The 21,010-nt window shown below is 68.0% G+C and carries 22 protein-coding genes; 11 read left to right on the plus strand and 11 right to left on the minus strand.

Annotated elements, in window-relative coordinates; genetic code table 11:
* Positions 1–15: 15 nt before the first annotated feature.
* Genes QTI17_RS08630 through pyrG form a run of 3 tightly spaced genes read right to left on the minus strand, consistent with a single transcriptional unit; the run spans position 16 to position 2,827 of the window.
* A complete protein-coding gene (locus QTI17_RS08630; protein ID WP_286524799.1) occupies positions 16–306 on the minus strand; it encodes a DUF1330 domain-containing protein in 291 nt (96 codons plus the stop codon).
* Entirely contained in the window at positions 303–1,160 is an 858-nt protein-coding gene (kdsA, locus tag QTI17_RS08635) for a 3-deoxy-8-phosphooctulonate synthase (protein ID WP_286532335.1), read from the minus strand. The genes QTI17_RS08630 and kdsA overlap by 4 nt, the downstream gene beginning before the upstream one ends.
* Positions 1,157–2,827, minus strand: coding sequence for a CTP synthase (pyrG, locus tag QTI17_RS08640; protein ID WP_286532339.1), 1,671 nt, complete (start codon positions 2,825–2,827; stop codon positions 1,157–1,159). The genes kdsA and pyrG overlap by 4 nt, the downstream gene beginning before the upstream one ends.
* A 158-nt stretch (positions 2,828–2,985) precedes the next feature.
* On the opposite strand from pyrG, the gene coaBC reads away from it, so the two are divergent.
* The 3 genes from coaBC to QTI17_RS08655 all read left to right on the plus strand — a co-directional run bounded on the left by coaBC (position 2,986) and on the right by QTI17_RS08655 (position 5,361).
* Positions 2,986–4,212, plus strand: a complete 1,227-nt coding sequence (gene coaBC / locus QTI17_RS08645; protein ID WP_286532341.1) for a bifunctional phosphopantothenoylcysteine decarboxylase/phosphopantothenate--cysteine ligase CoaBC — start codon at positions 2,986–2,988, stop codon at positions 4,210–4,212.
* Positions 4,213–4,250: 38 nt separating this feature from the next.
* Positions 4,251–4,697 carry a dUTP diphosphatase gene (dut, locus tag QTI17_RS08650; protein ID WP_286532343.1) on the plus strand — a complete coding sequence of 149 codons (447 nt, stop codon included), beginning with the start codon at positions 4,251–4,253 and terminating at the stop codon, positions 4,695–4,697.
* A gap of 172 nt (positions 4,698–4,869) precedes the next feature.
* Positions 4,870–5,361, plus strand: a complete 492-nt coding sequence (locus QTI17_RS08655) for an outer membrane lipoprotein (RefSeq protein ID WP_286532345.1) — start codon at positions 4,870–4,872, stop codon at positions 5,359–5,361.
* Between the two features lie 61 nt (positions 5,362–5,422).
* On the opposite strand, the gene QTI17_RS08660 is transcribed toward QTI17_RS08655, so the two are convergent.
* Positions 5,423–5,947 carry an FKBP-type peptidyl-prolyl cis-trans isomerase gene (locus QTI17_RS08660; RefSeq protein WP_286524790.1) on the minus strand — a complete coding sequence of 175 codons (525 nt, stop codon included), beginning with the start codon at positions 5,945–5,947 and terminating at the stop codon, positions 5,423–5,425.
* A gap of 14 nt (positions 5,948–5,961) precedes the next feature.
* On the opposite strand from QTI17_RS08660, the gene QTI17_RS08665 reads away from it, so the two are divergent.
* From QTI17_RS08665 to QTI17_RS08675, 3 genes are all read left to right on the plus strand, one after another.
* Positions 5,962–7,101: a JmjC domain-containing protein gene (locus tag QTI17_RS08665; RefSeq protein ID WP_286532347.1), complete on the plus strand. Its 1,140-nt coding sequence runs from the start codon at positions 5,962–5,964 to the stop codon at positions 7,099–7,101.
* Positions 7,091–7,594, plus strand: a complete 504-nt coding sequence (locus QTI17_RS08670; RefSeq protein ID WP_286532349.1) for a hypothetical protein — start codon at positions 7,091–7,093, stop codon at positions 7,592–7,594. The genes QTI17_RS08665 and QTI17_RS08670 overlap by 11 nt, the downstream gene beginning before the upstream one ends.
* A 92-nt stretch (positions 7,595–7,686) precedes the next feature.
* On the plus strand, positions 7,687–7,926 hold the full coding sequence (locus tag QTI17_RS08675) for a hypothetical protein (protein WP_286509878.1): 240 nt from the start codon (positions 7,687–7,689) through the stop codon (positions 7,924–7,926).
* A 52-nt stretch (positions 7,927–7,978) separates the two neighbouring features.
* Here the strand turns inward: QTI17_RS08675 and QTI17_RS08680 are convergent, their stop codons facing one another.
* The 6 genes from QTI17_RS08680 to QTI17_RS08705 form a co-directional block, all read right to left on the minus strand.
* The gene (locus tag QTI17_RS08680) at positions 7,979–8,755 is read right to left on the minus strand and encodes an MBL fold metallo-hydrolase (RefSeq protein WP_286532350.1); all 777 of its coding nucleotides are present in this window, start codon (positions 8,753–8,755) and stop codon (positions 7,979–7,981) included.
* A 10-nt stretch (positions 8,756–8,765) separates the two neighbouring features.
* Complete coding sequence (gene bamC, locus QTI17_RS08685) at positions 8,766–9,842, minus strand: NlpB/DapX family lipoprotein (protein ID WP_286532352.1); 1,077 nt, start codon at positions 9,840–9,842, stop codon at positions 8,766–8,768.
* Between the two features lie 116 nt (positions 9,843–9,958).
* Positions 9,959–10,885 carry a 4-hydroxy-tetrahydrodipicolinate synthase gene (dapA, locus tag QTI17_RS08690; protein WP_286532356.1) on the minus strand — a complete coding sequence of 309 codons (927 nt, stop codon included), beginning with the start codon at positions 10,883–10,885 and terminating at the stop codon, positions 9,959–9,961.
* 41 nt (positions 10,886–10,926) lie between these two features.
* Positions 10,927–11,478 carry a class I SAM-dependent methyltransferase gene (locus QTI17_RS08695; RefSeq protein ID WP_286532358.1) on the minus strand — a complete coding sequence of 184 codons (552 nt, stop codon included), beginning with the start codon at positions 11,476–11,478 and terminating at the stop codon, positions 10,927–10,929.
* Positions 11,475–11,615 (minus strand): hypothetical protein, encoded by a 141-nt coding sequence (locus QTI17_RS08700; protein ID WP_286532360.1) that lies wholly within the window; start codon positions 11,613–11,615, stop codon positions 11,475–11,477. The genes QTI17_RS08695 and QTI17_RS08700 overlap by 4 nt, the downstream gene beginning before the upstream one ends.
* A gap of 3 nt (positions 11,616–11,618) precedes the next feature.
* The gene (locus QTI17_RS08705) at positions 11,619–12,833 is read right to left on the minus strand and encodes an MFS transporter (RefSeq protein WP_286532362.1); all 1,215 of its coding nucleotides are present in this window, start codon (positions 12,831–12,833) and stop codon (positions 11,619–11,621) included.
* 221 nt (positions 12,834–13,054) lie between these two features.
* Here QTI17_RS08705 and QTI17_RS08710 point away from each other — a divergent pair, with 221 nt between their 5' ends.
* The 5 genes from QTI17_RS08710 (at position 13,055) to QTI17_RS08730 (ending at position 19,789) form a co-directional block, all read left to right on the plus strand.
* On the plus strand, positions 13,055–15,052 hold the full coding sequence (locus QTI17_RS08710; RefSeq protein ID WP_286532363.1) for a DNA topoisomerase IV subunit B: 1,998 nt from the start codon (positions 13,055–13,057) through the stop codon (positions 15,050–15,052).
* 26 nt (positions 15,053–15,078) lie between these two features.
* A complete protein-coding gene (locus tag QTI17_RS08715) occupies positions 15,079–16,158 on the plus strand; it encodes a PDDEXK nuclease domain-containing protein (RefSeq protein WP_286532364.1) in 1,080 nt (359 codons plus the stop codon).
* 160 nt (positions 16,159–16,318) lie between these two features.
* A complete protein-coding gene (locus tag QTI17_RS08720) occupies positions 16,319–17,176 on the plus strand; it encodes a lytic transglycosylase domain-containing protein (RefSeq protein ID WP_286532366.1) in 858 nt (285 codons plus the stop codon).
* A 37-nt stretch (positions 17,177–17,213) separates the two neighbouring features.
* Entirely contained in the window at positions 17,214–19,598 is a 2,385-nt protein-coding gene (gene parC / locus QTI17_RS08725; protein ID WP_286532369.1) for a DNA topoisomerase IV subunit A, read from the plus strand.
* Positions 19,599–19,609: 11 nt separating this feature from the next.
* The gene (locus tag QTI17_RS08730; protein WP_286524772.1) at positions 19,610–19,789 is read left to right on the plus strand and encodes a hypothetical protein; all 180 of its coding nucleotides are present in this window, start codon (positions 19,610–19,612) and stop codon (positions 19,787–19,789) included.
* A 16-nt stretch (positions 19,790–19,805) separates the two neighbouring features.
* Here QTI17_RS08730 and QTI17_RS08735 read toward each other — a convergent pair whose 3' ends face one another.
* The gene (locus tag QTI17_RS08735) at positions 19,806–20,903 is read right to left on the minus strand and encodes an MBL fold metallo-hydrolase (protein WP_286532371.1); all 1,098 of its coding nucleotides are present in this window, start codon (positions 20,901–20,903) and stop codon (positions 19,806–19,808) included.
* Positions 20,904–21,010 lie beyond the last annotated feature (107 nt).

Raw genomic sequence — 21,010 nt, forward strand, 5'->3', positions numbered from 1 at the left:
GCTCTTTCTCTAGGTTCAGATACCTTGGACGACGATCATGCGCATGATCGCCGCGCCCTGACGCGCCGCGCGCGCCTTGCCGTACTCGGGCGAGTCGTTGAATTTCTTCGCTTGCTCGACGCTCGGAAACTTGAGGATCACGATGCGCTCGGGATGCCAGTCGCCCTCGAGCACCTCGACCTGGCCGCCGCGCACGCAGACTTCGGCGCCATGGACCTTCATGGCTTCGGAGGACCACTTCTTGTAGTCCTCGTATTGCGTCGGGTTGGTCACCTCGACGTTGGCGATGATGTAAGCACTGGTCATTGTTGGAAGATGTCCTCCAGGAATGCGTTTTTCTTGGTGACACGGTCGAGCGCCAGCAGCGTCTCGAGCAGCGCCTTCATGTGCTTGAGCGGCACGGCGTTGGGGCCGTCGCTCAGCGCCTTGGCGGGATCCGGATGGGTCTCCATGAAGAGTCCCGCGACGCCGACCGCGACCGCGGCCCGCGACAGCACAGGCACCATCTCGCGCTGGCCGCCCGAGCTGGTGCCCTGGCCGCCCGGCAGCTGCACCGAGTGCGTGGCATCGAACACCACCGGGGCGCCGGTCTCGCGCATGATCGCCAGCGAGCGCATGTCCGAGACCAGGTTGTTGTAGCCGAAGCTGGCGCCGCGTTCGCAGGCCATGAAGCTGTCTTCGGGCAGGCCCTTTTCCTTGGCGGCCGCGCGCGCCTTGTCGATGACATTCCTCATGTCGTGCGGCGCGAGGAACTGGCCCTTCTTGATGTTGACCGGCTTGCCCGACTGCGCCACTGCGCGAATGAAGTCGGTCTGGCGGCACAGGAAGGCCGGCGTCTGAAGAACATCGACCACCTTCGCCGCCGCCGTGATGTCTTCTTCGGTGTGGACGTCGGTCAGCACCGGCAGGCCGAGTTCGCGCTTGACCTTGGCCAGGATTTCGAGGCCCTTGTCGCGGCCCGGGCCGCGGAAGCTGGTGCCCGACGAGCGGTTGGCCTTGTCGAAGCTGCTCTTGAAGATGAACGGGATGCCGAGCGCGGCGGTGATCTCCTTGAGCGTGCCGGCCGTATCCATCTGAAGCTGCTCGGACTCGACGACGCAGGGTCCCGCGATCAGGAAGAAGGGCTTGTCCAACCCGATGTCGAATCCGCAGAGTTTCATGCGACCACCTTCAGTGCCTTCTTGTCCGCGCCTTGATGCTCGAGTGCCGCGGCGATGAATGCATTGAACAACGGATGACCGCCCCAGGGCGTGGACTTGAACTCGGGGTGGAACTGCACGCCCATGAACCAGGGGTGCACGTCGTTCGGCAACTCGACGATCTCGGTCAGGTGCTCGCGCTGGGTCAGCGCCGAGATCACCAGGCCGGCGCGACGCAGCTCGTCCAGGTAGTTGACGTTGGCCTCGTAGCGATGGCGGTGGCGCTCGGTCACGACGTCGCCGTAGATGCTGTGGGCCAGCGTGCCGGGCGCGACATCGGAGCTCTGCGCGCCCAGGCGCATGGTGCCGCCCAGGTCGGACTTCTCGTCGCGGGTCTTGACCGTGCCGTCGTTGTCCTTCCACTCGGTGATCAGGGCGATCACGGGGGTCGGGGTCTCGGGGTCGAATTCGGTGCTGTTGGCGCCCTTGAGTCCGGCCACGTTGCGTGCGTATTCGATGGTCGCGACCTGCATGCCCAGGCAGATGCCCAGGTAGGGCACTTTGGTCTCGCGGGCGAAGCGGGCGGCAGCGATCTTGCCCTCGACGCCGCGCTGGCCGAAACCGCCCGGCACCAGGATGGCGTCGTACTTGCCGAGCCGGGCCACGTCTTGCGGCGTGATGGTCTCGGAGTCGATGTAGTCGATCTTGACGCGGGCATGGTTCTTCATGCCGGCGTGGCGCAGCGCCTCGTTGAGCGACTTGTAGCTGTCCGACAGGTCGACGTACTTGCCGACCATCGCGATGGTGACTTCCTTCTTCGGGTGTTCGACCTCGTAGACCAGGTCGTCCCAGCGCTTGAGCTTGGCCGGCGGCGTGTTGATGCGCAGCTTGTCGCAGATGAGCCCGTCGAGGCCCTGCTCGTGCAGCATGCGCGGCACCTTGTAGATGGTGTCGACGTCCCACATCGAGATCACGCCCCATTCGGGCACGTTCGAGAACAGCGAGATCTTGGCCCGCTCGTCGTCGGGGATCGGGCGGTCGGCGCGGCACAGCAGGGCGTCGGCCTGGATGCCGATGGCACGCAGCTCCTTGGCCGTGTGCTGGGTCGGCTTGGTCTTGAGCTCGCCGGCCGCGGCGATCCACGGCACGTAGCTCAGGTGCACGAAGGCCGAGTTGTTCGGGCCCATGCGCAGGCTCATCTGGCGCACCGCCTCGAGGAAGGGCAGCGACTCGATGTCGCCGACCGTGCCGCCGATCTCGACGATCGCGACGTCGACCTCGTGGGCGGTGCCGATGCCGGCACCGCGCTTGACGTACTCCTGGATCTCGTTGGTGATGTGCGGGATCACCTGCACCGTCTTGCCGAGGTAGTCGCCGCGGCGCTCTTTTTCGAGCACGGACTTGTAGATCTGGCCGGTGGTGAAATTGTTGGCACGGCGCATGCGCGTCGTGATGAAGCGCTCGTAGTGGCCGAGGTCGAGGTCGGTTTCGGCGCCGTCGTCGGTGACGAACACCTCGCCATGCTGGAACGGCGACATCGTGCCGGGGTCGACATTGATGTACGGATCGAGCTTGATGAGGGTGACTTTGAGGCCGCGCGATTCAAGGATGGCGGCGAGCGAGGCGGAGGCGATTCCCTTGCCCAGGGAAGACACCACACCGCCGGTGACGAAGACGAATTTGGTCATGCCAGTTCCGGACGCAGATCCGGGAAGTGGGAAATAGGGATTATAGGTGGCGCCCCGTGCCCCCGGCCGGCGCAGGGCCGCCCCAAGCGGCCGACCCCCTTGGGGGGCAGCAAGTCACGCAGTGACGCAGCCAGGGGGCGACAGATACACTGCCGGCCATGGAAGAACTTGGCGGAAAACACATCGTTCTGGGGCTCACGGGGGGCATCGCCTGCTACAAGTCGGCCGAGTTGTGCCGGCTGCTGGTCAAGGCCGGCGCCACGGTGCAGGTGGTCATGACCGAGGCGGCGGAGCAGTTCATCACGCCGGTCACGATGCAGGCGCTCTCGGGGCGCCCGGTCTACGGCTCGCAGTGGGATGCGCGCGAACCCAACAACATGCCGCACATCAACCTGAGCCGCGAGGCCGATGCGATCCTGCTGGCGCCCGCCAGTGCCGATTTCATCGCCCGCCTGGTGCAGGGGCGCTCGGACGAACTGCTGAGCCTGCTGTGCCTCGCACGGCCGGCCGAGCGGGTGCCGCTCTTGATCGCTCCGGCCATGAACCGGGAGATGTGGGTTCATCCCGCGACCCAGCGCAATCTGCGCCAAGTCGATGCAGACGGCGCGCGCGTGCTCGGCGTCGGCAACGGCTGGCAGGCCTGCGGCGAGACCGGCGACGGCCGCATGCTGGAGGCACAGCAGTTGCTCGAGGAAGTGATCTCGCAATTCCAGCCCAAGGTGCTGGCCGGCCAGCAGGTCGTGGTCACCGCCGGGCCGACCTTCGAGGCGCTCGATCCGATCCGCGGCATCACCAACCATTCGTCCGGGAAGATGGGCTTCGCCATCGCCCGGGCCGCGCACGATGCCGGCGCCGAGGTCACGCTGGTGGCTGGCCCGGTGCACCTGCCGACGCCGCGCGGCGTGCGCCGGGTCGACGTTCAATCGGCCCGAGACATGCTCGACGCCACGCTGCAGGCCACGCAATCGGCTTCGGTCTTCGTCGCCACCGCGGCGGTCGCCGACTGGCGCCCGGCGTCGCACAGCGCGCAGAAGATCAAGAAGGACGGCAGCGGCAAGCCGCCGGTGCTGCATTTCGTCGAGAACGACGACATCCTGCTGACCGTGGCCCAGGGCGCACGCGCCAAGGCCGGCCAGCTGTTCTGCGTCGGCTTCGCCGCCGAGAGCGAGAATCTCGAGGCCCATGCCAAGGCCAAGCGCGAACGCAAGGGCATCCCGCTCTTGGTCGGCAACATCGGCCCGCTCACCTTCGGCCAGGACGACAACAGCCTGCTGCTGGTCGACGCCCAGGGTGTGCGCGAACTGCCGCGCGCCCCCAAGCTGACGCTGGCGCGCGACCTGGTGGCCGAGATCGCGGCCCGCCTTCCTTCCGCCGGCTCGCGTTGAGCCGGCTCGTTTTCATCTCACGCAACAGGTCACACGAATTGAAAGTCGACGTTCGCATCCTCGATCCCCGCATGCAGGACCAACTGCCCGCCTACGCCACCCCCGGCAGCGCCGGGCTGGACCTGCGGGCCTGCCTCGACGCGCCGGTCACGCTGGAGCCCAATGGCTGGCAACTGGTGGGCACCGGCATCGCCATCCACCTGGCCGACCCGGGTTTCGCGGCGCTGATCCTGCCGCGCTCGGGCCTGGGCCACAAGCACGGCATCGTGCTCGGCAACCTGGTCGGCCTGATCGACAGCGACTACCAGGGCGAGCTGAAGATCAGCGCCTGGAACCGCAGCGACACGCCCTTCGTGCTGCAGCCCATGGAACGGCTGGCGCAACTGGTGATCGTGCCGGTGGTGCAGGCGACGTTCGAGGTGGTGGCCGAGTTCCCGCCCAGCGAGCGGGGTGAGGGCGGCTACGGTTCGACCGGCAAGCATTGACGCCTGCACCGCCTTGTAGGGCGGCGCCTTCAACGTTTGGCATTTGTTGCTCACACGTAAAGACCGGAACCGGCCATGGCCGCGGCGCTCCAATCGGCGACGATCGGTTTCAGGTCATCCGGCGCACCTGTGCCGCGTTGAACAGATAGATTTGCTTGAGGAGCACAACATCATGAAGATCCCATTTCGATTCATTTCCGTCAGCGCTTCGATGCTGGCACTCGCCACCTTGACCGCCTGCGTCGCGCCGGCGCCGGTCTACCAGACCTCCAGCTACCCCTATCAGGCGCCGCAGCCGGTGCAGCAGGGTCCCTATGTGGAATACGGCCGGGTTGCCAACATCGAGGTCGTCCAGAGCCAGAGTGCGGGCGCGGCCCCGAGCGGCGTCGGCGCGGTGGCCGGTGGCGTGGTCGGCGGCGTGCTCGGCCACCAGGTCGGCAGCGGCCGCGGCAACACCGCCGCGACCATTGCCGGTGCCGTGGGCGGTGCCCTGATCGGCAATGCGGTCGAGTCGAACAACAGAGCGCCGCGCGCCTACCAGAGCTATCGTGTCTCGGTCCAGACCGACAACGGCGGCTACCGCGCCTTCGACGTGCCGAGCCCGGGCGACCTGCGCATCGGCGACCGCGTGCGGATCGACAACGGCCAGATCTCCCGCTTCTGAGCGACCGCGCGACCAAGCAGAAAGCCGGGCATGCCCGGCTTTTTGTCGTCCGCAAACAGCTTCAGTGGAGCAGGTCGTTGCCCGGAGCGGAGGGCGGGATCTTGAAGAAGCCGGTGCCTGCGGTGCCGCGGCCGACCTCGTCCTCGGTGGCGTCGCGCACCGATTTCACGGTCATGTCGAGCCGTATCGCGATGCCGGCCAGCGGATGGTTGCCGTCCAGCACCAGGTGCTCGGGGTAGATCTCGCTCACGGTGTAGAGCACGTCCTTGGGCATGTCGGGGTTGACGCCCTTGGGCAGCGCCGCGCCGTCGAAGGTCATGCCTTCTTCGGTTTCGGGCGGGAACAGCGAGCGCGGCTCGAGGAACAGCAACTGGTCGTTGAAGTCCCCAAAGGCCTGTTCGGGTTCGAGCTGCAATTGCACCCGGGCGCCGGGTTCGTGGCCGAGCAGGGCGGCTTCGATGGCATCGAAGAGGTCGCCGCCGCCGACCAGGAACTCCACCGGGTCGTCTAGCACGTCAAGGACTTCGCCCAGCGTATCTTTCAGCGTCCAGGTCAGTCCCACCACGCATTGTTCAGTGATTTCCATTGGACAATTCTCCCATGGAGATTGATCTACCCCTGCCTCTGCTCGGCGGCCTCAGCGCCCGCCAGTTCATGCGACGCCACTGGCAGAAGAAGCCGCTGCTCGTTCGCCAGGCCGTGCCCGGCATGGTGCCACCGATCGCACGGCCCGCGCTGTTCGACCTGGCGGCGCGCGACGAGGTCGAGTCGCGCCTGGTCCGCCATCGCAAGTCCGGCTGGGCCCTGAAACACGGGCCCTTCGCGCGCCGTGCGCTACCGGGCCTGCACCAACCCGGCTGGACCCTGCTGGTGCAAGGCGTCGACCTGCATGATCAGGGGGTTCACGATCTGTTGCAACAGTTCCGTTTCGTGCCCGACGCCCGGCTCGACGATCTGATGATCAGCTACGCCAGCGACGGCGGAGGCGTCGGTCCGCATTTCGACAGCTACGACGTGTTCCTGCTCCAGGCTCAGGGGCGCCGCCGCTGGTCGATCGGCAAACAGCGCGACTTGAGCCTGCAGCCCGGCGTGCCGCTCAAGATCCTCTCGAACTTCGAGGCCGAGCAGAGCTTCGTGCTCGAGCCCGGCGACATGCTCTACCTGCCGCCGCGCTATGCGCACGACGGCGTGGCGGTCGGCGACGACTGCATGACCTGCTCGATCGGCCTGCGCTCGCCGGCTGCCGCTCCGCTCGGGGCCGACCTGTTGGCGCGCATCGCCGAGGCCCATGCCGACGCGCTCCAGGACGAACCGGCGAGGGCCGCCGTGCACTACCGCGACCCCACGCAGGACGCGCTCGCGAACCCGGCCGCGATGCCGCCGGCGCTGCAGGCCTTTGCGCGCGAAGCGGTGCTGGCCGCGGTGCGCGACGGCGAGGTGATCGACCGCGCGCTCGGCGAGTCGATGACCGAGCCGAAGCCGACGGTCTGGTTCGATGCCGGCGAGGCGCCCGGGCAGTGGAACGCCGTCATGCTGGATCGCCGCACCCGCATGCTCTACGACGCGCGCCACCTCTACATCAACGGCGAGAGCTTTCGTGCCGGCGGCCGCGACGCCACGCTGATGCGCAAGCTCGCGGACCAACGTGCACTCGGGCCGCGCGAACTGGCCGGGGCCAGCGAGGATGCGCTGGCCCTGCTGAGCGACTGGTGCGAGGCGGGGTGGCTGCATGCCGGATGACGTGACCGCGGTCGACCTGCCCGACGGCGCCTTCGACGGCCGCCGAGCTTTTCATGACCATCTGCAGGCCGCGCTCGGCGCCGCGGCGCGCCAGAACTGGCGTGAGATCGTGCTGTCCGACCCCGACTTCGTCGACTGGCCGCTGGGCGAGCGCAGCACCGTCGAGGCGCTGCAGGCGTGGTCCGCGGCCGGCCGAAGCATGGTCTTGCTGGCGCAGCGTTTCGACATCTTCGCGCGCGAACATGCACGCTTCGTGCACTGGCGGCGCATGTGGAGCCACATCATCGATGCTCGGGCCTGCCAGGGTCCGGGCTTGCCGCCGGTGCCCAGCGCTATCTGGACGCCGGGCTGGTTCCTGCATCGCGTCGACCTCGAACACGTGCGCGGCACCTGCGGGCGCACGCCCGAGGCGCGGCGCGCACTGCGCGAGCGGATCGACGAATGCCTGCGGCATGCGCGGCCGGCCTTTCCGGCGAGCACGCTGGGCTTGTAAGCCAAAGCCGCGAATCGCACCGGATCGGGGCGCGGGACCGGAGGACAGGTCTAGAATTTTTTCCTTGCTGTCTTCATCCAAAGGAGTCCCCAATGAAGAAGTCCCTGTTGATCGCTGCCCTGATGGCTGCCGCCGCGCTGACGGCCTGCGGAAAGAAGGATGAGCCGCCCGCGGTCGTCGCGCCGGCACCCGTCGTCGTGACGCCGCCGGCCGCGCCGGCACCCGCACCTGCGCCGGCACCGGCGCCCAATGCGCAGTCCGCGCTCGATGCCGCCAATGCGGCGACCGAGGCTGCGAAGAAGAACGCCGAGACGCCACCGGCCAAGCCCTGAGGGCAGGGCGCATTTCGTTGCGGGCCGCCCTCGGGCGGCCTTTTTCATGGGCTCAGAGGTCGAGCCAGGGCGATCCTTCGGCTGCCGTGGCCGTGAGCATCTCGTCGGCGCTGGCGCCCAGCGCCGCCGCCATCGCCTCGCGCACGATGTCGGGCCGGTTGTTCTGCTCGCTCAGGTGCGCCGCCAGCAGGTGGCGCAGGCCACCGTGGTGCACCGCGCGCGCGATGGCGCCGGCCGCGCTGTTCGACAGATGCCCGTAGTTGCCGCCGACACGCTGCTTGAGGAAAGGCGGGTAGGCGGAACCGGCCAGCAGGTCGCTGTCGTGGTTGAACTCCAGCAGCAGGGCATCCAGGCCCATCAGGCGGGCCAGCACGTGCGGGGTGGCATGGCCGAGGTCGGTGAGCACGCCGAGGTGGCGCGCGCCGTCGGTGCAGCGCAGCTGCAGCGGCTCGCGCGCGTCGTGCGGCACCGTGAAGGGCTGGATGCAGAGGTCGCCGACCTCGATGTCGATGCCGTCGCGCGCCAGCTGCAGCAGGCCCTCGTAGTCGTGCGCGCCGGTCGCCAGCCAGGTGCCTTCGCTCATCCACACGGGGATCCGCTCACGGCGCGACAAGGCCCGCGCGCAGCCGATATGGTCGCCATGCTCGTGGGTGATGAAGACGGCGTCGATATCGGCGGCCGCGAGGCCGGCGGCGGCCAGCCGCGCGTCGAGGTGGCGCAGCGCGAAGCCGCAGTCGATCAGCAGCCGCGTGACGCGGCCGCCGCTCGTCGCCTCGACCAGCGTGGCGTTGCCGGTGCTGCCGCTGCCCAGACTGCGGAAGCGCAGCATCGGGTCCGGCTTACTTCAGGTCGTCGGCGATGACCTGCACGATGCGCTGCGCATTGGCCGTGCTGTCCGGCGCGCCGGCTTCGTTCAGCACCGAGACCGTGCTGGTTTCGCCCTGGCCCTTGACCAGGATGCGGAACTTGAGCGGCGCCTCGGTCTTGCCCGAGCTGAACAGCTTGGAGAAGAAGCTCGGGTCCGACTTGTTCGGATTCGGCGGCACGTAGCGCACGAAGTAGGTGCCGGCGGTGCGGTCGCGGTCTTCGACCGTGAAGCCGGTGCGGTCGAGCGCCAGGCCGACGCGGCGCCATGCGCGCTCGAAGTTGTCGTTGATCTGCACCATCGGCTGGCCGCCGACATTGGCGACCTTGGCGGTCTGCGGCGCGGCGCCGGCGGCGGCGATGACCTTCGACTGTTCTTGCGAGACGCCGAGCTTGACCATCAGGCGGCGCAGGAATTCGGCTTCGAGTTCGGGGTCGCTGGCGCGCGGCTGCCAGACCGTCTGGTCCTTGCGCGAGCTGCTGTAGACCTCTTCCATGCCGCGGTGGCTGATGAAGATCTCGGTGCCGTTGGGGGTGCGTTCGAGGCGGGTGCGGAAGCGGTCGAGTTCACCGGTCGAGTAGAGCGAGTCCATGAGCTTGCCGATGGTGCCGCGGATGATGTCCTGCGGCAGCTTGGCGCGGTTCTCGGCCCAATCGGTTTCCATGATGCCGAGATTGCGCTGGTCGGTGGTCAGCAGGAAGCCGCTCTCTTGCCAGAAGTCGCGCACCGGTTCCCAGAGCTGGTCGGCCGGGCGGTTGATGACCAGCCAGCGCTGCGTGCCGGCGCGCTCCATCTTGACGTCGCCGACCGAGCTGACCGCGGTCGGCAGGCCGGGCGCATTGGCCAGGCCGGCCTGGTAGGCGTTGGCCGTGACCGCGCCGCCCGGCACTGCGTAGCGGTTGTCTCGCGACAGCTGGGTGAGATCGGGCGGGACTTCGAGCGTCGGGGCCTTGCCGGCGCTCTTGTAGTCGATTTTTTCGCTCTCGAGGGCCGAGCAGGCGGCGAGACCGGCGACCAGGGCCAGCAATGCGAATCGCGAAATTGTTTTCAACGTCTACTTCCTTTTGGAATGTTGAGCTCTATCGGTGGGCACGCGCTCGCTCTCTCTGAGCGGGCTCCGGGCAAAAGGTTGCCGGCGTCCGCGAACGCCGGCTTGTAAAGGTGGGGTCAATCCTTGAGCAGGCCGCTGGCGCGCAGCGCGGCTTCGACCGCCGGCCGGCCGCCTTCGGCGAGTTCGGTGAGCGGCAGCCGCAGCGCGCCGCCGCACAGCCCCAGCCGTGCCATCGCCCACTTGACGGGAATCGGATTCGGTTCGACGAACAGGTTGCGGTGCAGCGGCATCAGTTCGAACTGGATCTGCATGGCCCGCCGGACGTCGCCGGCGATCGCCGCGACGCACAGCTCGTGCATCTTGCGCGGCGCGACGTTGGCGGTGACGCTGATGTTGCCCTGGCCGCCGCACAGCATCAGCGCGACCGCGGTCGGGTCGTCACCGGAATAGACGGCGAAATTCTTCGGCAGTTCGCGGATCAGCCACTGGGCCCGTTCGATGTTGCCGGTGGCTTCCTTGATGCCGATGATGCCGGGCACCTGCGCCAGACGCAGCACGGTGTCGTGCGCCATGTCCGCGACGGTCCGCCCGGGCACGTTGTAGAGCACCGTCGGCAGGTCGCCCACCGCTTCGGCGATCGCCTTGAAGTGCTGGTACTGGCCTTCCTGGGTCGGCTTGTTGTAGTAGGGCACGACCTGGAGCTGGCAATCGGCGCCCACGCCGCGGGCGTATTTGGCGAGCTCGATCGCTTCCTTGGTGGAGTTCGCGCCGCAGCCGGCCATCACGGGCACGCGGCCGCGCGCCTGCTCGACCGAGACGCGGATGATCTCGCAGTGCTCTTCGACGTCGACCGTCGGCGATTCGCCGGTGGTGCCGACGACGCCGAGACAATCGGTGCCTTCGTCGATGTGCCAGTCGATCAGCCGGCGCAGGGCGGGATAGTCGACACTGCCGTCGTCATGCATCGGCGTGACGAGCGCAACGATGCTACCTGTCAGTTGCTCCAAGGGAATCTCTTTGTGGGTTGCCCGAAAAGCAGCCATTCTACTGACCTGGGCCCGTCCTCCGGTACGGGCGGGCCCCGCTAGGGGGCTTGGAGGAGATGTCGGGGCGGCATTGCAGAGGCGGCCTGCGGGCGGACGGCGGCGATCCGCTGGACGAAACGCTCGGGATCGCACAGGAAGCCGTCCTCGTACGCCACCACCCGCAGCCCGGCGCAGGCGGCCGGCAATTCGCCGGGCTGGAGCAGGAAATCGGGCCGGGAGGGCTTTCCCACCTGCTCGTTGCCCGCGGCGAAGGTTTCATAGAGCAAAACGCCGCCGGGCGCGACCGCCGCGACGATGTCCGCCAGCCGCGGGCGCCAGAGGTAGTTGGTGACGACCACCGCGCCGAAGCGCTGGCCCTCGAAAGGCCAGGGCCCCGACTCGATGTCGGCCAGCACGGCATGGCCGAAGGCCGCCGCGGCATCGACCGCATCCGGCGACCGGTCGACGCCGGTCACCGCATGGCCCCGTTCGGCGAACCAGCGCATGTGGCGGCCGCTGCCGCAGGCCACGTCGAGCACGCCGGCGCCGGGCGCCAGCAGGTGAGACCAGCGGACGATCCAGGGCGAGGGGGTGAGGCTGGCGTGATTCAAAAGCAGGCCCAGATCTGGTCGACCAGCGTGACCAGGAAGGTCGGGCGCACATAGAGCGCGAAGACGCCGGCCAGCGCCAGCGCAGCGGCGCCCAGCCAGGCGGCATGGACCAGACGATCGCGGGTGGACCTGGACATGGCTCAGGCGGGCTGGAGCCGGGGCCGCGCGATCGCGCTTTCCTTGACCGGCAGGTTGACCAGCGCCGCCATGACGCCGAACGCGATCGCGAGGTACCAGACTAGGTTGTAGCTGCCCAGGCGGTCGTACAGGTAGCCGCCGAGCCAGACGCCGAGGAAGGAGCCGACCTGGTGGCTCAGGAAGACGAAGCCGCCCAGCATCGAGAGGTGGGCGACACCGAAGATCTGGGCCACGATGCCGCTGGTCAACGGCACGGTCGAGAGCCACAGGAAGCCCATCGCCGCGGCGAACACATAGACCGTGAGCGGCGACAGCGGCACCAGCAGGAACAGCGCGATGGCGGCTGCCCGGCTCAGGTAGATGGCCGCCAGCAGCTTGCGCTTGGCCAGCCGGGCGCCGAGCGCGCCGGCGGTGTAGGTGCCGAAGATGTTGAACAGGCCGATCAGGGCCAGCGCGTAGCTGGCGACCTCGGGCGAGAGCCCCTTGTCGCGCAGGTAGCTCGGCATGTGGATGCCGATGAACGCCAGCTGGAAGCCGCAGACGAAGTAGCCCGCCATCAGCAGCACGAAGCTCGGGTATTTGAAGGCTTCCTGGACCGCTTGCAGGATGGTCTGGTCGCGCTTGCCGCTGGCGGCGGCGAGCCGCGGCTCGCGCAGGGAGAAGGCCAGCGGGATGATCAGCAGCGCCAGGGCCGCCAGCGCCAGCAGGGCGGTCTGCCAGCCGAGCCGGGCGATCAGCTGGCCCTCGACCGGCACCATGAGGAACTGGCCGAAGGAGCCGGCCGCGGCCGCGACGCCCATCGCCCAGGAGCGGCGCTCGGCCGGGATCTGGCGCCCGATGACGCCGTAGATCACCGCGTAGGTGGTACCGGCCTGGGCGGCGCCGATCAGGACGCCGGCGGTCAGGGCGAACATCAGCGGCGTGTGCGAGAGCGCCATGCCGGCCAGCCCCAGCGCATAGAAGACGGCACCGCCGACCATGACCTTGAGCGCGCCGAACTTGTCGGCCAGCATGCCGGCGAAGACGCCGACGATGCCCCATGAAAGGTTCTGGATCGCGAGCGCCAGCGAGAAGGCCTGCCGGGTCCAGCCCTGGTCCTGGGTGATCGGTTGCAGCCACAGCCCGAAGCCATGGCGAACGCCCATCGACAGGGTGACGATGAGGGCGCCGCAGATGAGCACCCGCTGGATGCTGAGCGGCTGGGAAGTGGTTGTCATGGCAGAAAATGTACCCAAAAGCCGTGAGCGGCGTCGGCGACCCGGGGACCGGGATTGTTGATATTTTTGGCCCTATTTGATGCGGGCGGCGCGGATGGCGGTGGGCGGGCCGAAACCAAGGCCTGGTCCGCCGCCGGGCCGCCCCAAGGCGGACCGCACCCCCTCGGGGGGGCAGCGACCCACACGAAGTGGGGGAGCGTGGGGGCCTAGAATCCGCCGCCATGGCAAGCAAGGAACCAGGCAGTTACGGCGAATCCTCGATTCGCGTCCTCAAGGGCCTCGAGCCCGTCAAGCAGCGGCCGGGGATGTACACCCGCACCGACAACCCGCTGCACATCATTCAGGAAGTGCTCGACAACGCGGCCGACGAGGCGCTCGCGGGCTATGGCAAGAAGATCAAGGTCGTGCTCCACGCCGACGGCTCGGTCAGCGTCGAGGACGACGGCCGCGGCATTCCGTTCGGGCTGCATCCGGAAGAAAAGGCGCCGGTGGTCGAGCTGGTGTTCACCCGGCTGCACGCGGGCGGCAAGTTCGACAAGGGATCGGGCGGCGCCTACAGCTTCTCGGGCGGCCTGCACGGCGTCGGCGTGTCGGTGACCAATGCGCTGTCGACCCGGCTCGAAGTGACCTCGTACCGCGAAGGCTCGGTGGCGCAGCTCGCGTTCTCGGCCGGCGACGTCGTCGAGCAGCTCAAGGTCCGGCCCCAGGAGAGCGCCGCGGCCTCGAACGGCGAGGGCGCGCGCGACCGCCGCCAGGGCACCACGGTGCGCGCCTGGCCCGATCCGAAGTATTTCGAATCCGCCGCGCTGCCGATCAACGAACTCACCCACCTGCTGCGCAGCAAGGCGGTGCTGATGCCGGGCGTCACGGTCACGCTGGTGGTCGAAAAGACCAAGGAGACCCAGACCTGGCTCTACAAGGGCGGCCTGCGCGACTACCTCATGCAGACGCTCAACGGCGATCCGGTGATCCCGCTGTTCGAAGGCGCGGGCCATGCCGACAAGAACGCCGACAACTTCGCCGAAGGCGAGGGCGCCGACTGGTGCGTCGCCTTCACGGAGGACGGCCAGCCGGTGCGCGAGAGCTATGTCAACCTGATCCCGACCAGTGCCGGCGGCACCCACGAAAGCGGATTGCGCGACGGCCTGTTCAATGCGGTCAAGAGCTTCATCGAGCTGCATTCGCTGCTGCCCAAGGGCGTCAAGCTGCTGCCCGAGGACGTGTTCGCGCGGGCCTCGTACGTGCTGTCGGCCAAGGTGCTGGACCCGCAGTTCCAGGGCCAGATCAAGGAGCGACTCAACTCGCGCGACGCGGTGCGGCTGGTGTCGAGCTTCGTGCGCCCGGCGCTCGAGCTGTGGCTGAACCAGCACGTCGACTACGGGCGCAAGCTGGCCGAACTGGCCATCAAGGCCGCGCAGACGCGGCAGAAGGCCGGCCAGAAGGTCGAGAAGCGCAAGGGCTCCGGCGTCGCCGTGCTGCCCGGCAAGCTGACCGACTGCGAAAGCAAGGACACGGCGCACAACGAAGTCTTCCTGGTCGAGGGCGACTCGGCCGGTGGCAGCGCCAAGATGGGCCGCGACAAGGAGAGCCAGGCCATCCTGCCGCTGCGCGGCAAGGTGCTGAACACCTGGGAGGTCGAACGCGACCGGCTCTTCGCCAACACCGAGATCCACGACATCTCGGTGGCGGTCGGCGTCGATCCGCACGGACCCAACGACACGCCCGACATGTCGGGCCTGCGCTACGGCAAGGTCTGCATCCTCAGCGATGCGGACGTCGACGGCTCGCACATCCAGGTGCTCCTGCTGACGCTGTTCTTCCGCCATTTCCCCAAGCTGATCGAGGCCGGCCACGTGTATGTGGCGAAGCCGCCGCTGTTCCGGGTCGATGCGCCGGCGCGCGGCAAGAAGCCGGCCTCCAAGGTCTACGCGCTCGACGAGGGCGAACTCACGGCGATCCTCGACAAGCTGCGCAAGGACGGCGTGCGCGAGGGCGCCTGGAGCATCAGCCGCTTCAAGGGCCTGGGCGAGATGAACGCCGAGCAGCTGTGGGAAACCACGCTCAACCCCGATACGCGGCGGCTGCTGCAGGTGCGGCTCGGGCGCTTCGACACCCAGGGCACCGAGGGCGAGATCACCAAGCTCATGGGCAAGGGCGAGGCGGCGGCGCGGCGTGAACTGATGGAGCTGCGCGCGGACGACGTGGAAGTTGACATCTAGCGAAGCGTCCTGCAGTACAACCTGAAATGACGGATCCAAGCCCGGTCGGCGTGGACTATAGCGGCATCCACGGCGACATCGTTGCGCTGCTGGAAATGGCCCGGCGCGCCGCGGCCCGCAGCGTCAATGCGTTGATGACGGCGACGGACTGGGAGATCGGCCGGTGCATCATCGAGTTCGAACAGGGCGGGCAGGATCGGGCGGCCTACGGGCAGTTCCTGCTCAAGCGCTTGTCAGCCGATCTGTCTTCGCGTTTCGGCAGAGGCTTCTCGGAGCGGAACCTCGAGCAGATGCGGCTGTTCTACCTCGCGTGGCCTGCTTCGCACATTTCGCAGACAGCGTCTGCGAAATCCGATCTGGCGGCGCTTGCTCAGGTGTTTCCGCTGCCTTGGTCTGCGTACGTTCGCTTGCTTTCGGTCAAGAACGAGCAGGCTCGCGCCTTTTACGAGACCGAATCCCTGCGCAGCGGTTGGAGCGTGCGTCAGCTCGATCGACAGATCGGCAGTCAGTTCTACGAACGTGCCGCGCTGTCGCGCGACAAGGCGGTCATGCTTCGGCAAGGCGAGGTTGCCGAGCCTGGGGACCTCATGACGCCTGAGCAGGCCATCAAGGACCCGTTCGTTCTGGAGTTTCTGAATCTCAAGGACGAATATTCCGAGTCCGATCTCGAAGATGGGTTGACCAGGCATCTGGCCGACTTCTTGCTGGAATTGGGCGATGACTTCGCTTTCGTCGGCCGCCAACGCCGGCTGCGCATCGACGACAGCTGGTTTCGCATCGATCTGTTGTTCTTTCACCGCCGGCTCAGGTGCCTGCTGGTGATCGACCTCAAAGTCGGCAAGTTCAGCTATGCCGATGCCGGGCAGATGCATCTCTATCTCAACTATGCGCGCGCGCATTGGATGAAGCCTGGCGAAAACCCACCCGTGGGGCTGATTCTTTGCGCAGAAAAGGGCACGGCCGAGGCACATTACGCGCTGGACGGACTGCCGAACAAGGTTCTGGCGGCGGAATACCTGACGGTGCTGCCGAATGAGCAATTGTTGGCGGATGAGTTGGCCCGCACGCGTCGCGAATTGGACGCGCGGCGCAAGGATCACCGATGACGGAAGGTTTCGCTGCGCGATGGGGCAGACCCATCGCTGATCGGTTGACGGCCCTCGAGAAAACAATTTGTGACGCAGTGCCCACTCATGGCAGCCCTGGTCGAAGTCATAGTGCGCGATGGTGATCTCGTTGAGACTTCCCGGACTGCTTCTGAGCCCGATGTCGGCGTTCGTATTGGCGCTGGGGTTGGCCGCGCAACCGGTTTGCGCCGCCGACATCTACGGCTACATCGACGAGAAGGGCGGCGCCCACTTCGCGGCCGAGAAGCTCGACGAGCGCTACCAGCTGTTCTTTCGCGGCGGCCAGAGCTTCGACACGGCGAATGGCCTGGCGCCGCTGCGCCGTGGGGGCGCCGCCGACGGCAAGGCGCCGCGCGCCTCGCAGGCCCTGGTGGCGCTGGTCGAGGCATCGCCGGGCTACAAGGTGGCGAAGTCGGCGCTGCGCGATGCCTCGCGCAAGCACGACATCGACTACGAGCTGCTGCAGGCCCTGATCGCGACCGAATCCGGCTTCGATGCGCAGGCGGTGTCGCCCAAGGGCGCGCTCGGCCTGATGCAGGTGATGCCGGCGACCGCCCAGCGCTACGGCGTGGCGGCGGACAAGCGGGCGTCGATCGAAACCAAGCTCTTCGATCCGCGCGTCAACATCGCCACCGGATCGCGCTACCTGCGCGACCTGATCGCGATGTTCCCGGGCCGGATCGAACTCGCGCTGGCGGCCTACAACGCCGGCGAGGGCGCCGTGCAGCGTGCCGGCAACAAGATTCCCAACTACCGCGAAACCCAGAACTACGTGACGACCGTGCTGCAGCTCTACGCGTACCTGAAGCCCTCGGCGGCCTTGGGGCGCGGCGGCAGGTCGGCCGGCCGCATCCACATGGAACTGGCGGTGCCCAAGGGCGGCGCCCTCGGACGTGGCAACATGCCGTCCGACCGGTCGCGCATGCCTCAGATGCCGGAATTGCCCGACCTGCCGCCGCCGGCGGCCGTTGAACCCGGCGCCCCGGTGGCGCCCTGAACCTCGAAAACTTCTTCTTTTCGCTTCTTTTTCTCCCATGGATTCCCAACCTTCGCTCGATCTGCAGAGCCCCGAAGACGATGGCGCGCTGACGCTGGCCGACTATGCCCAGACCGCCTATCTCGAATACGCGCTGAGCGTGGTCAAGGGCCGCGCCTTGCCGGATGTCAGCGATGGCCAGAAGCCGGTGCAGCGGCGCATCCTCTATTCGATGTCGCGCATGGGGCTCGGCTTCGGCGGCGCCAACGGCACCGTCGGCGCCAAGCCGGTGAAGAGTGCGCGCGTGGTCGGCGACGTGCTCGGCCGCTTCCATCCGCACAGCGACCAGGCCGCCTACGACGCGCTGGTGCGCATGGCGCAGGATTTCTCGCAGCGCTACCCGCTGGTCGACGGCCAGGGCAACTTCGGCAGCCGCGATGGCGACGGCGCCGCGGCGATGCGCTATACCGAGGCGCGGCTGGCCCGCATCACCAGCCTGCTGCTCGACGAGATCGACGAAGGCACGGTCGACTTCATCCCGAACTACGACGGCTCGACCGAGGAGCCGCGGCTGTTGCCGGCCAGGCTGCCGTTCACTTTGCTGAACGGCGCCAGCGGCATCGCGGTCGGCCTGGCGACCGAGATCCCGAGCCACAACCTGCGCGAGGTCGCCGACGCCTGCGTGGCATTGATCAAGGCCAACGGCAAGCTGACCGACGACGAGCTGTTCGCCCTGGTGCCGGGGCCGGACTATCCGGGCGGCGCGCAGATCATCAGCAGCGCGGCCGACATCGCCGACGCCTACCGCACGGGCCGCGGCTCGCTCAAGGTGCGGGCCCGCTGGAAGATCGAGGAATTGGCGCGCGGGCAATGGCAGCTGGTGGTCAACGAGCTGCCGCCGGGCGTCAGCTCGCAGAAGGTGCTCGAAGAGATCGAGGAACTCACCAACCCCAAGATCCGCGCCGGCAAGAAGGCGCTGTCGGCCGAACAGACGCAATTGAAGGCCGCGGTGCTGTCGCTGCTCGACGTGGTGCGCGACGAGTCGAGCAAGGACGCGCCGGTGCGGCTGGTGTTCGAACCCAAGACCTCGCGCATCAGCCAGGACGAGTTCACGACGATGCTGCTGTCGCAGACCTCGCTGGAGAGCTCGTCGTCGATCAACCTGACGATGGTCGGCATCGACGGCAAGCCGACCCAGAAGTCGCTGCGCCAGATGCTCAACGAGTGGATCGCCTTCCGCGAGATCACGGTCGAGAAGCGTTCACGGCATCGGCTGGGCAAGGTGCAGGACCGCATCCACATCCTCGAGGGGCGGCAGCTGGTGCTGCTCAACATCGACGAGGTGATCGCGATCATCCGCGCGGCGGAGGACCCGAAGGCGGCGTTGATCGCGCGCTTCAACCTGAGCGACCGGCAGGCCGAGGACATCCTCGAGATCCGGCTGCGCCAGCTGGCGCGGCTGGAGGCGATCAAGATCGAGCAGGAGCTCAAGGGCCTGCGCGAGGAACAGAAGAAGCTCGAGGACATCCTCGCCAGCCCGGCGGCGCTGCGCCGCCTGCTGGTGAAGGAGATCGAGGCCGACGCCAAGAGCTTCGAGGATGCGCGCCGCACCCTGATCCAGGCCGAGAAGCGCGCCGTGGCCGAGGTGCGCGTGGTCGACGAGCCGGTGACCGTGATCGTCTCGCAGAAGGGCTGGGTCCGCACGCAGAAGGGCTGGGCCAGCGAGCGCGCCGCCGGTGCCGCGGCGCCGGAGTACAGCTTCAAGTCGGGCGATGCGCTGTACGGTGCCTTCGAATGCCGCTCGGTCGACACGCTGCTGGTCTTCGGCACCGCCAAGGACAAGGGCGTGCGGGTCTACAGCGTGCCGGTGGCATCGCTGCCGGGCGGGCGCGGCGACGGACAGCCGGTGACGACCCTGATCGACCTCGACAGCGGCACGCACGTGGCGCACTACTTCGCGGGCCCGCTCGGTGCGAGCCTGCTGCTCGCGAACACCGGCGGCTATGGCTTCATCGCGGCGGTCGAGAACATGGTCTCGCGCCAGCGCGGCGGCAAGGCCTTCATCGACGTCGGCGAGGGCGAGCAACTGTGCCGGCCTTCGCTGGTCGGCGGGGCCGGCGGCGCCGAGCCGATGCCGGCGGCGACTCACGTGGCCTGCGCCTCGACCGGCGGCCGCATCCTGACTTTCGAGATCGGCGAACTCAAGGCGCTGCCGAAGGGCGGGCGCGGACTGACATTGATCGACCTCGAGGCCAAGGACACGCTCGCCGGTGCCGCGGCCTACACGCGCAGCGTGAAGATCGAGGGCATCGGCCGCGGCGGCAAGGAGCGCGAGGAGACGCTGGAGATCCGCACGCTCAACAACGCCCGCGGCGCCCGTGCGCGCAAGGGCAAGGCGGCCGACCTCGGGTTCAAGCCCTCGGCCGTCGTGCGCGTGCTGTAGCGGAGCCGCGGATGGAAATCGGAATCATCGGGCTGGTGATCGCGCTGCTCAGCGGCCTGGCGAGCTTCGCCCTGGGGCGCTGGCTGTCGAAGCGGCGGCGCCAGAAGAAGGCCGACCAGGCGCGCGCGGCGGCCGAGGCCGGGCAGAGCCGGCAGGTGCGGCGGGCGCGAGAGCGGCAGCAGAAGCGCTGAGGCTCGACAGGCGCTGCTACTTCAACCCCGCCCACCAGCGCACGTTGGTGCGCGGCCGGCCGACCGTCAGCACCTCGCCGATCACCGGCGTGGCGAGCGTGATCTTCCTGGCTTCGGACAGGTCGGCGATGCGGTCCAGCGGATCGTGCCAGGTGTGGAACGCGAGGTCGAAGGTGCTGTTGTGGACCGAGAACAGGACCTTGCCGCGCAGGTCCTCGAAGGCCTGCACGCTCTGTTCGGGCGTCATGTGGACCGCCGGCCAGTAGGCGTCGTAGGCGCCGTTCTCCATCATCGCCAGGTCGAAGCCGCCGAAGCGTTCGCCGATCTCGCGAAAGCCCTTGAAATAACCCGAGTCGCCGCTGTAGAAGATGCGCTGGCCGCCGCTCTGGATCACCCATGACGCCCACAGCGTCCGGTCGCGGTCGTTCAGCGTGCGGCCTGAGAAATGCTGCGCCGGGGTCGCGGTGAGCTCGACGCCGTCGAACTGCGCCTGCTGCCACCAGTCGAGCTCGGTGACCCGCTCGGCCGGCACGCCGAGCTCGACCAGCCGTGCCTTGACGCCCAGCGGCACGAAGTAGCGCTGCACCCGCTGCGCCAGGTAGCCGATGGTGGCGGTGTCGAGGTGGTCGTAGTGGTCGTGCGACAGGATCAGCCCGGCGATCGGCGGCAACTGTTCGAGCGCGATCGGCGGTGGGTGGAAGCGGCGCGGGCCGAGCCACTGGAAGGGCGAAGCCCGTTCGCTGAACACCGGATCGATCAGCCAGTACCGGCCCTGCAGCTTGAGCAGGTGCGATGAGTGGCCCAGGCGCACCAGGTGGTTGGCCTGCGGATCGAGCGCCGAGAGCTGGGCGCCGTCGAGTGCCTGCACCGGGATCGGGTCGGTCGGCACGGTGCCGGTCTTGGCTTCGAGGAGGAAGCGCGACCAGATCTTCCAGCTGCCGGCGGAGGGCAGGGCGTCCGGGTTCGGCGGGTTGCTGAAACCGCAGTCCTTGAACTGGGGCGAAGCGGCGTAGGGGCTCTCGCAGGCTTGGACGCGGCTCGCGCAGCCGGCGAGCAGCGTCCAAGCCGCCAGTGCCAGGGCGGCAGTCGCGGCACGGGAGAGCGCAGTGGTCATGGGAGGGATTTCCGGAAAAAGGGGCAGGCCGGGGCGCCGCGAGCTTAACCAATGCGGCGCCCTCGTGCCGTTCCCGGGGCTCCGGCATAGGCCGTTCGAGCCATTGA

This window comes from Variovorax sp. J31P179 (assembly GCF_030316985.1).
Lineage (GTDB): Bacteria > Pseudomonadota > Gammaproteobacteria > Burkholderiales > Burkholderiaceae_C > Variovorax > Variovorax ginsengisoli_B.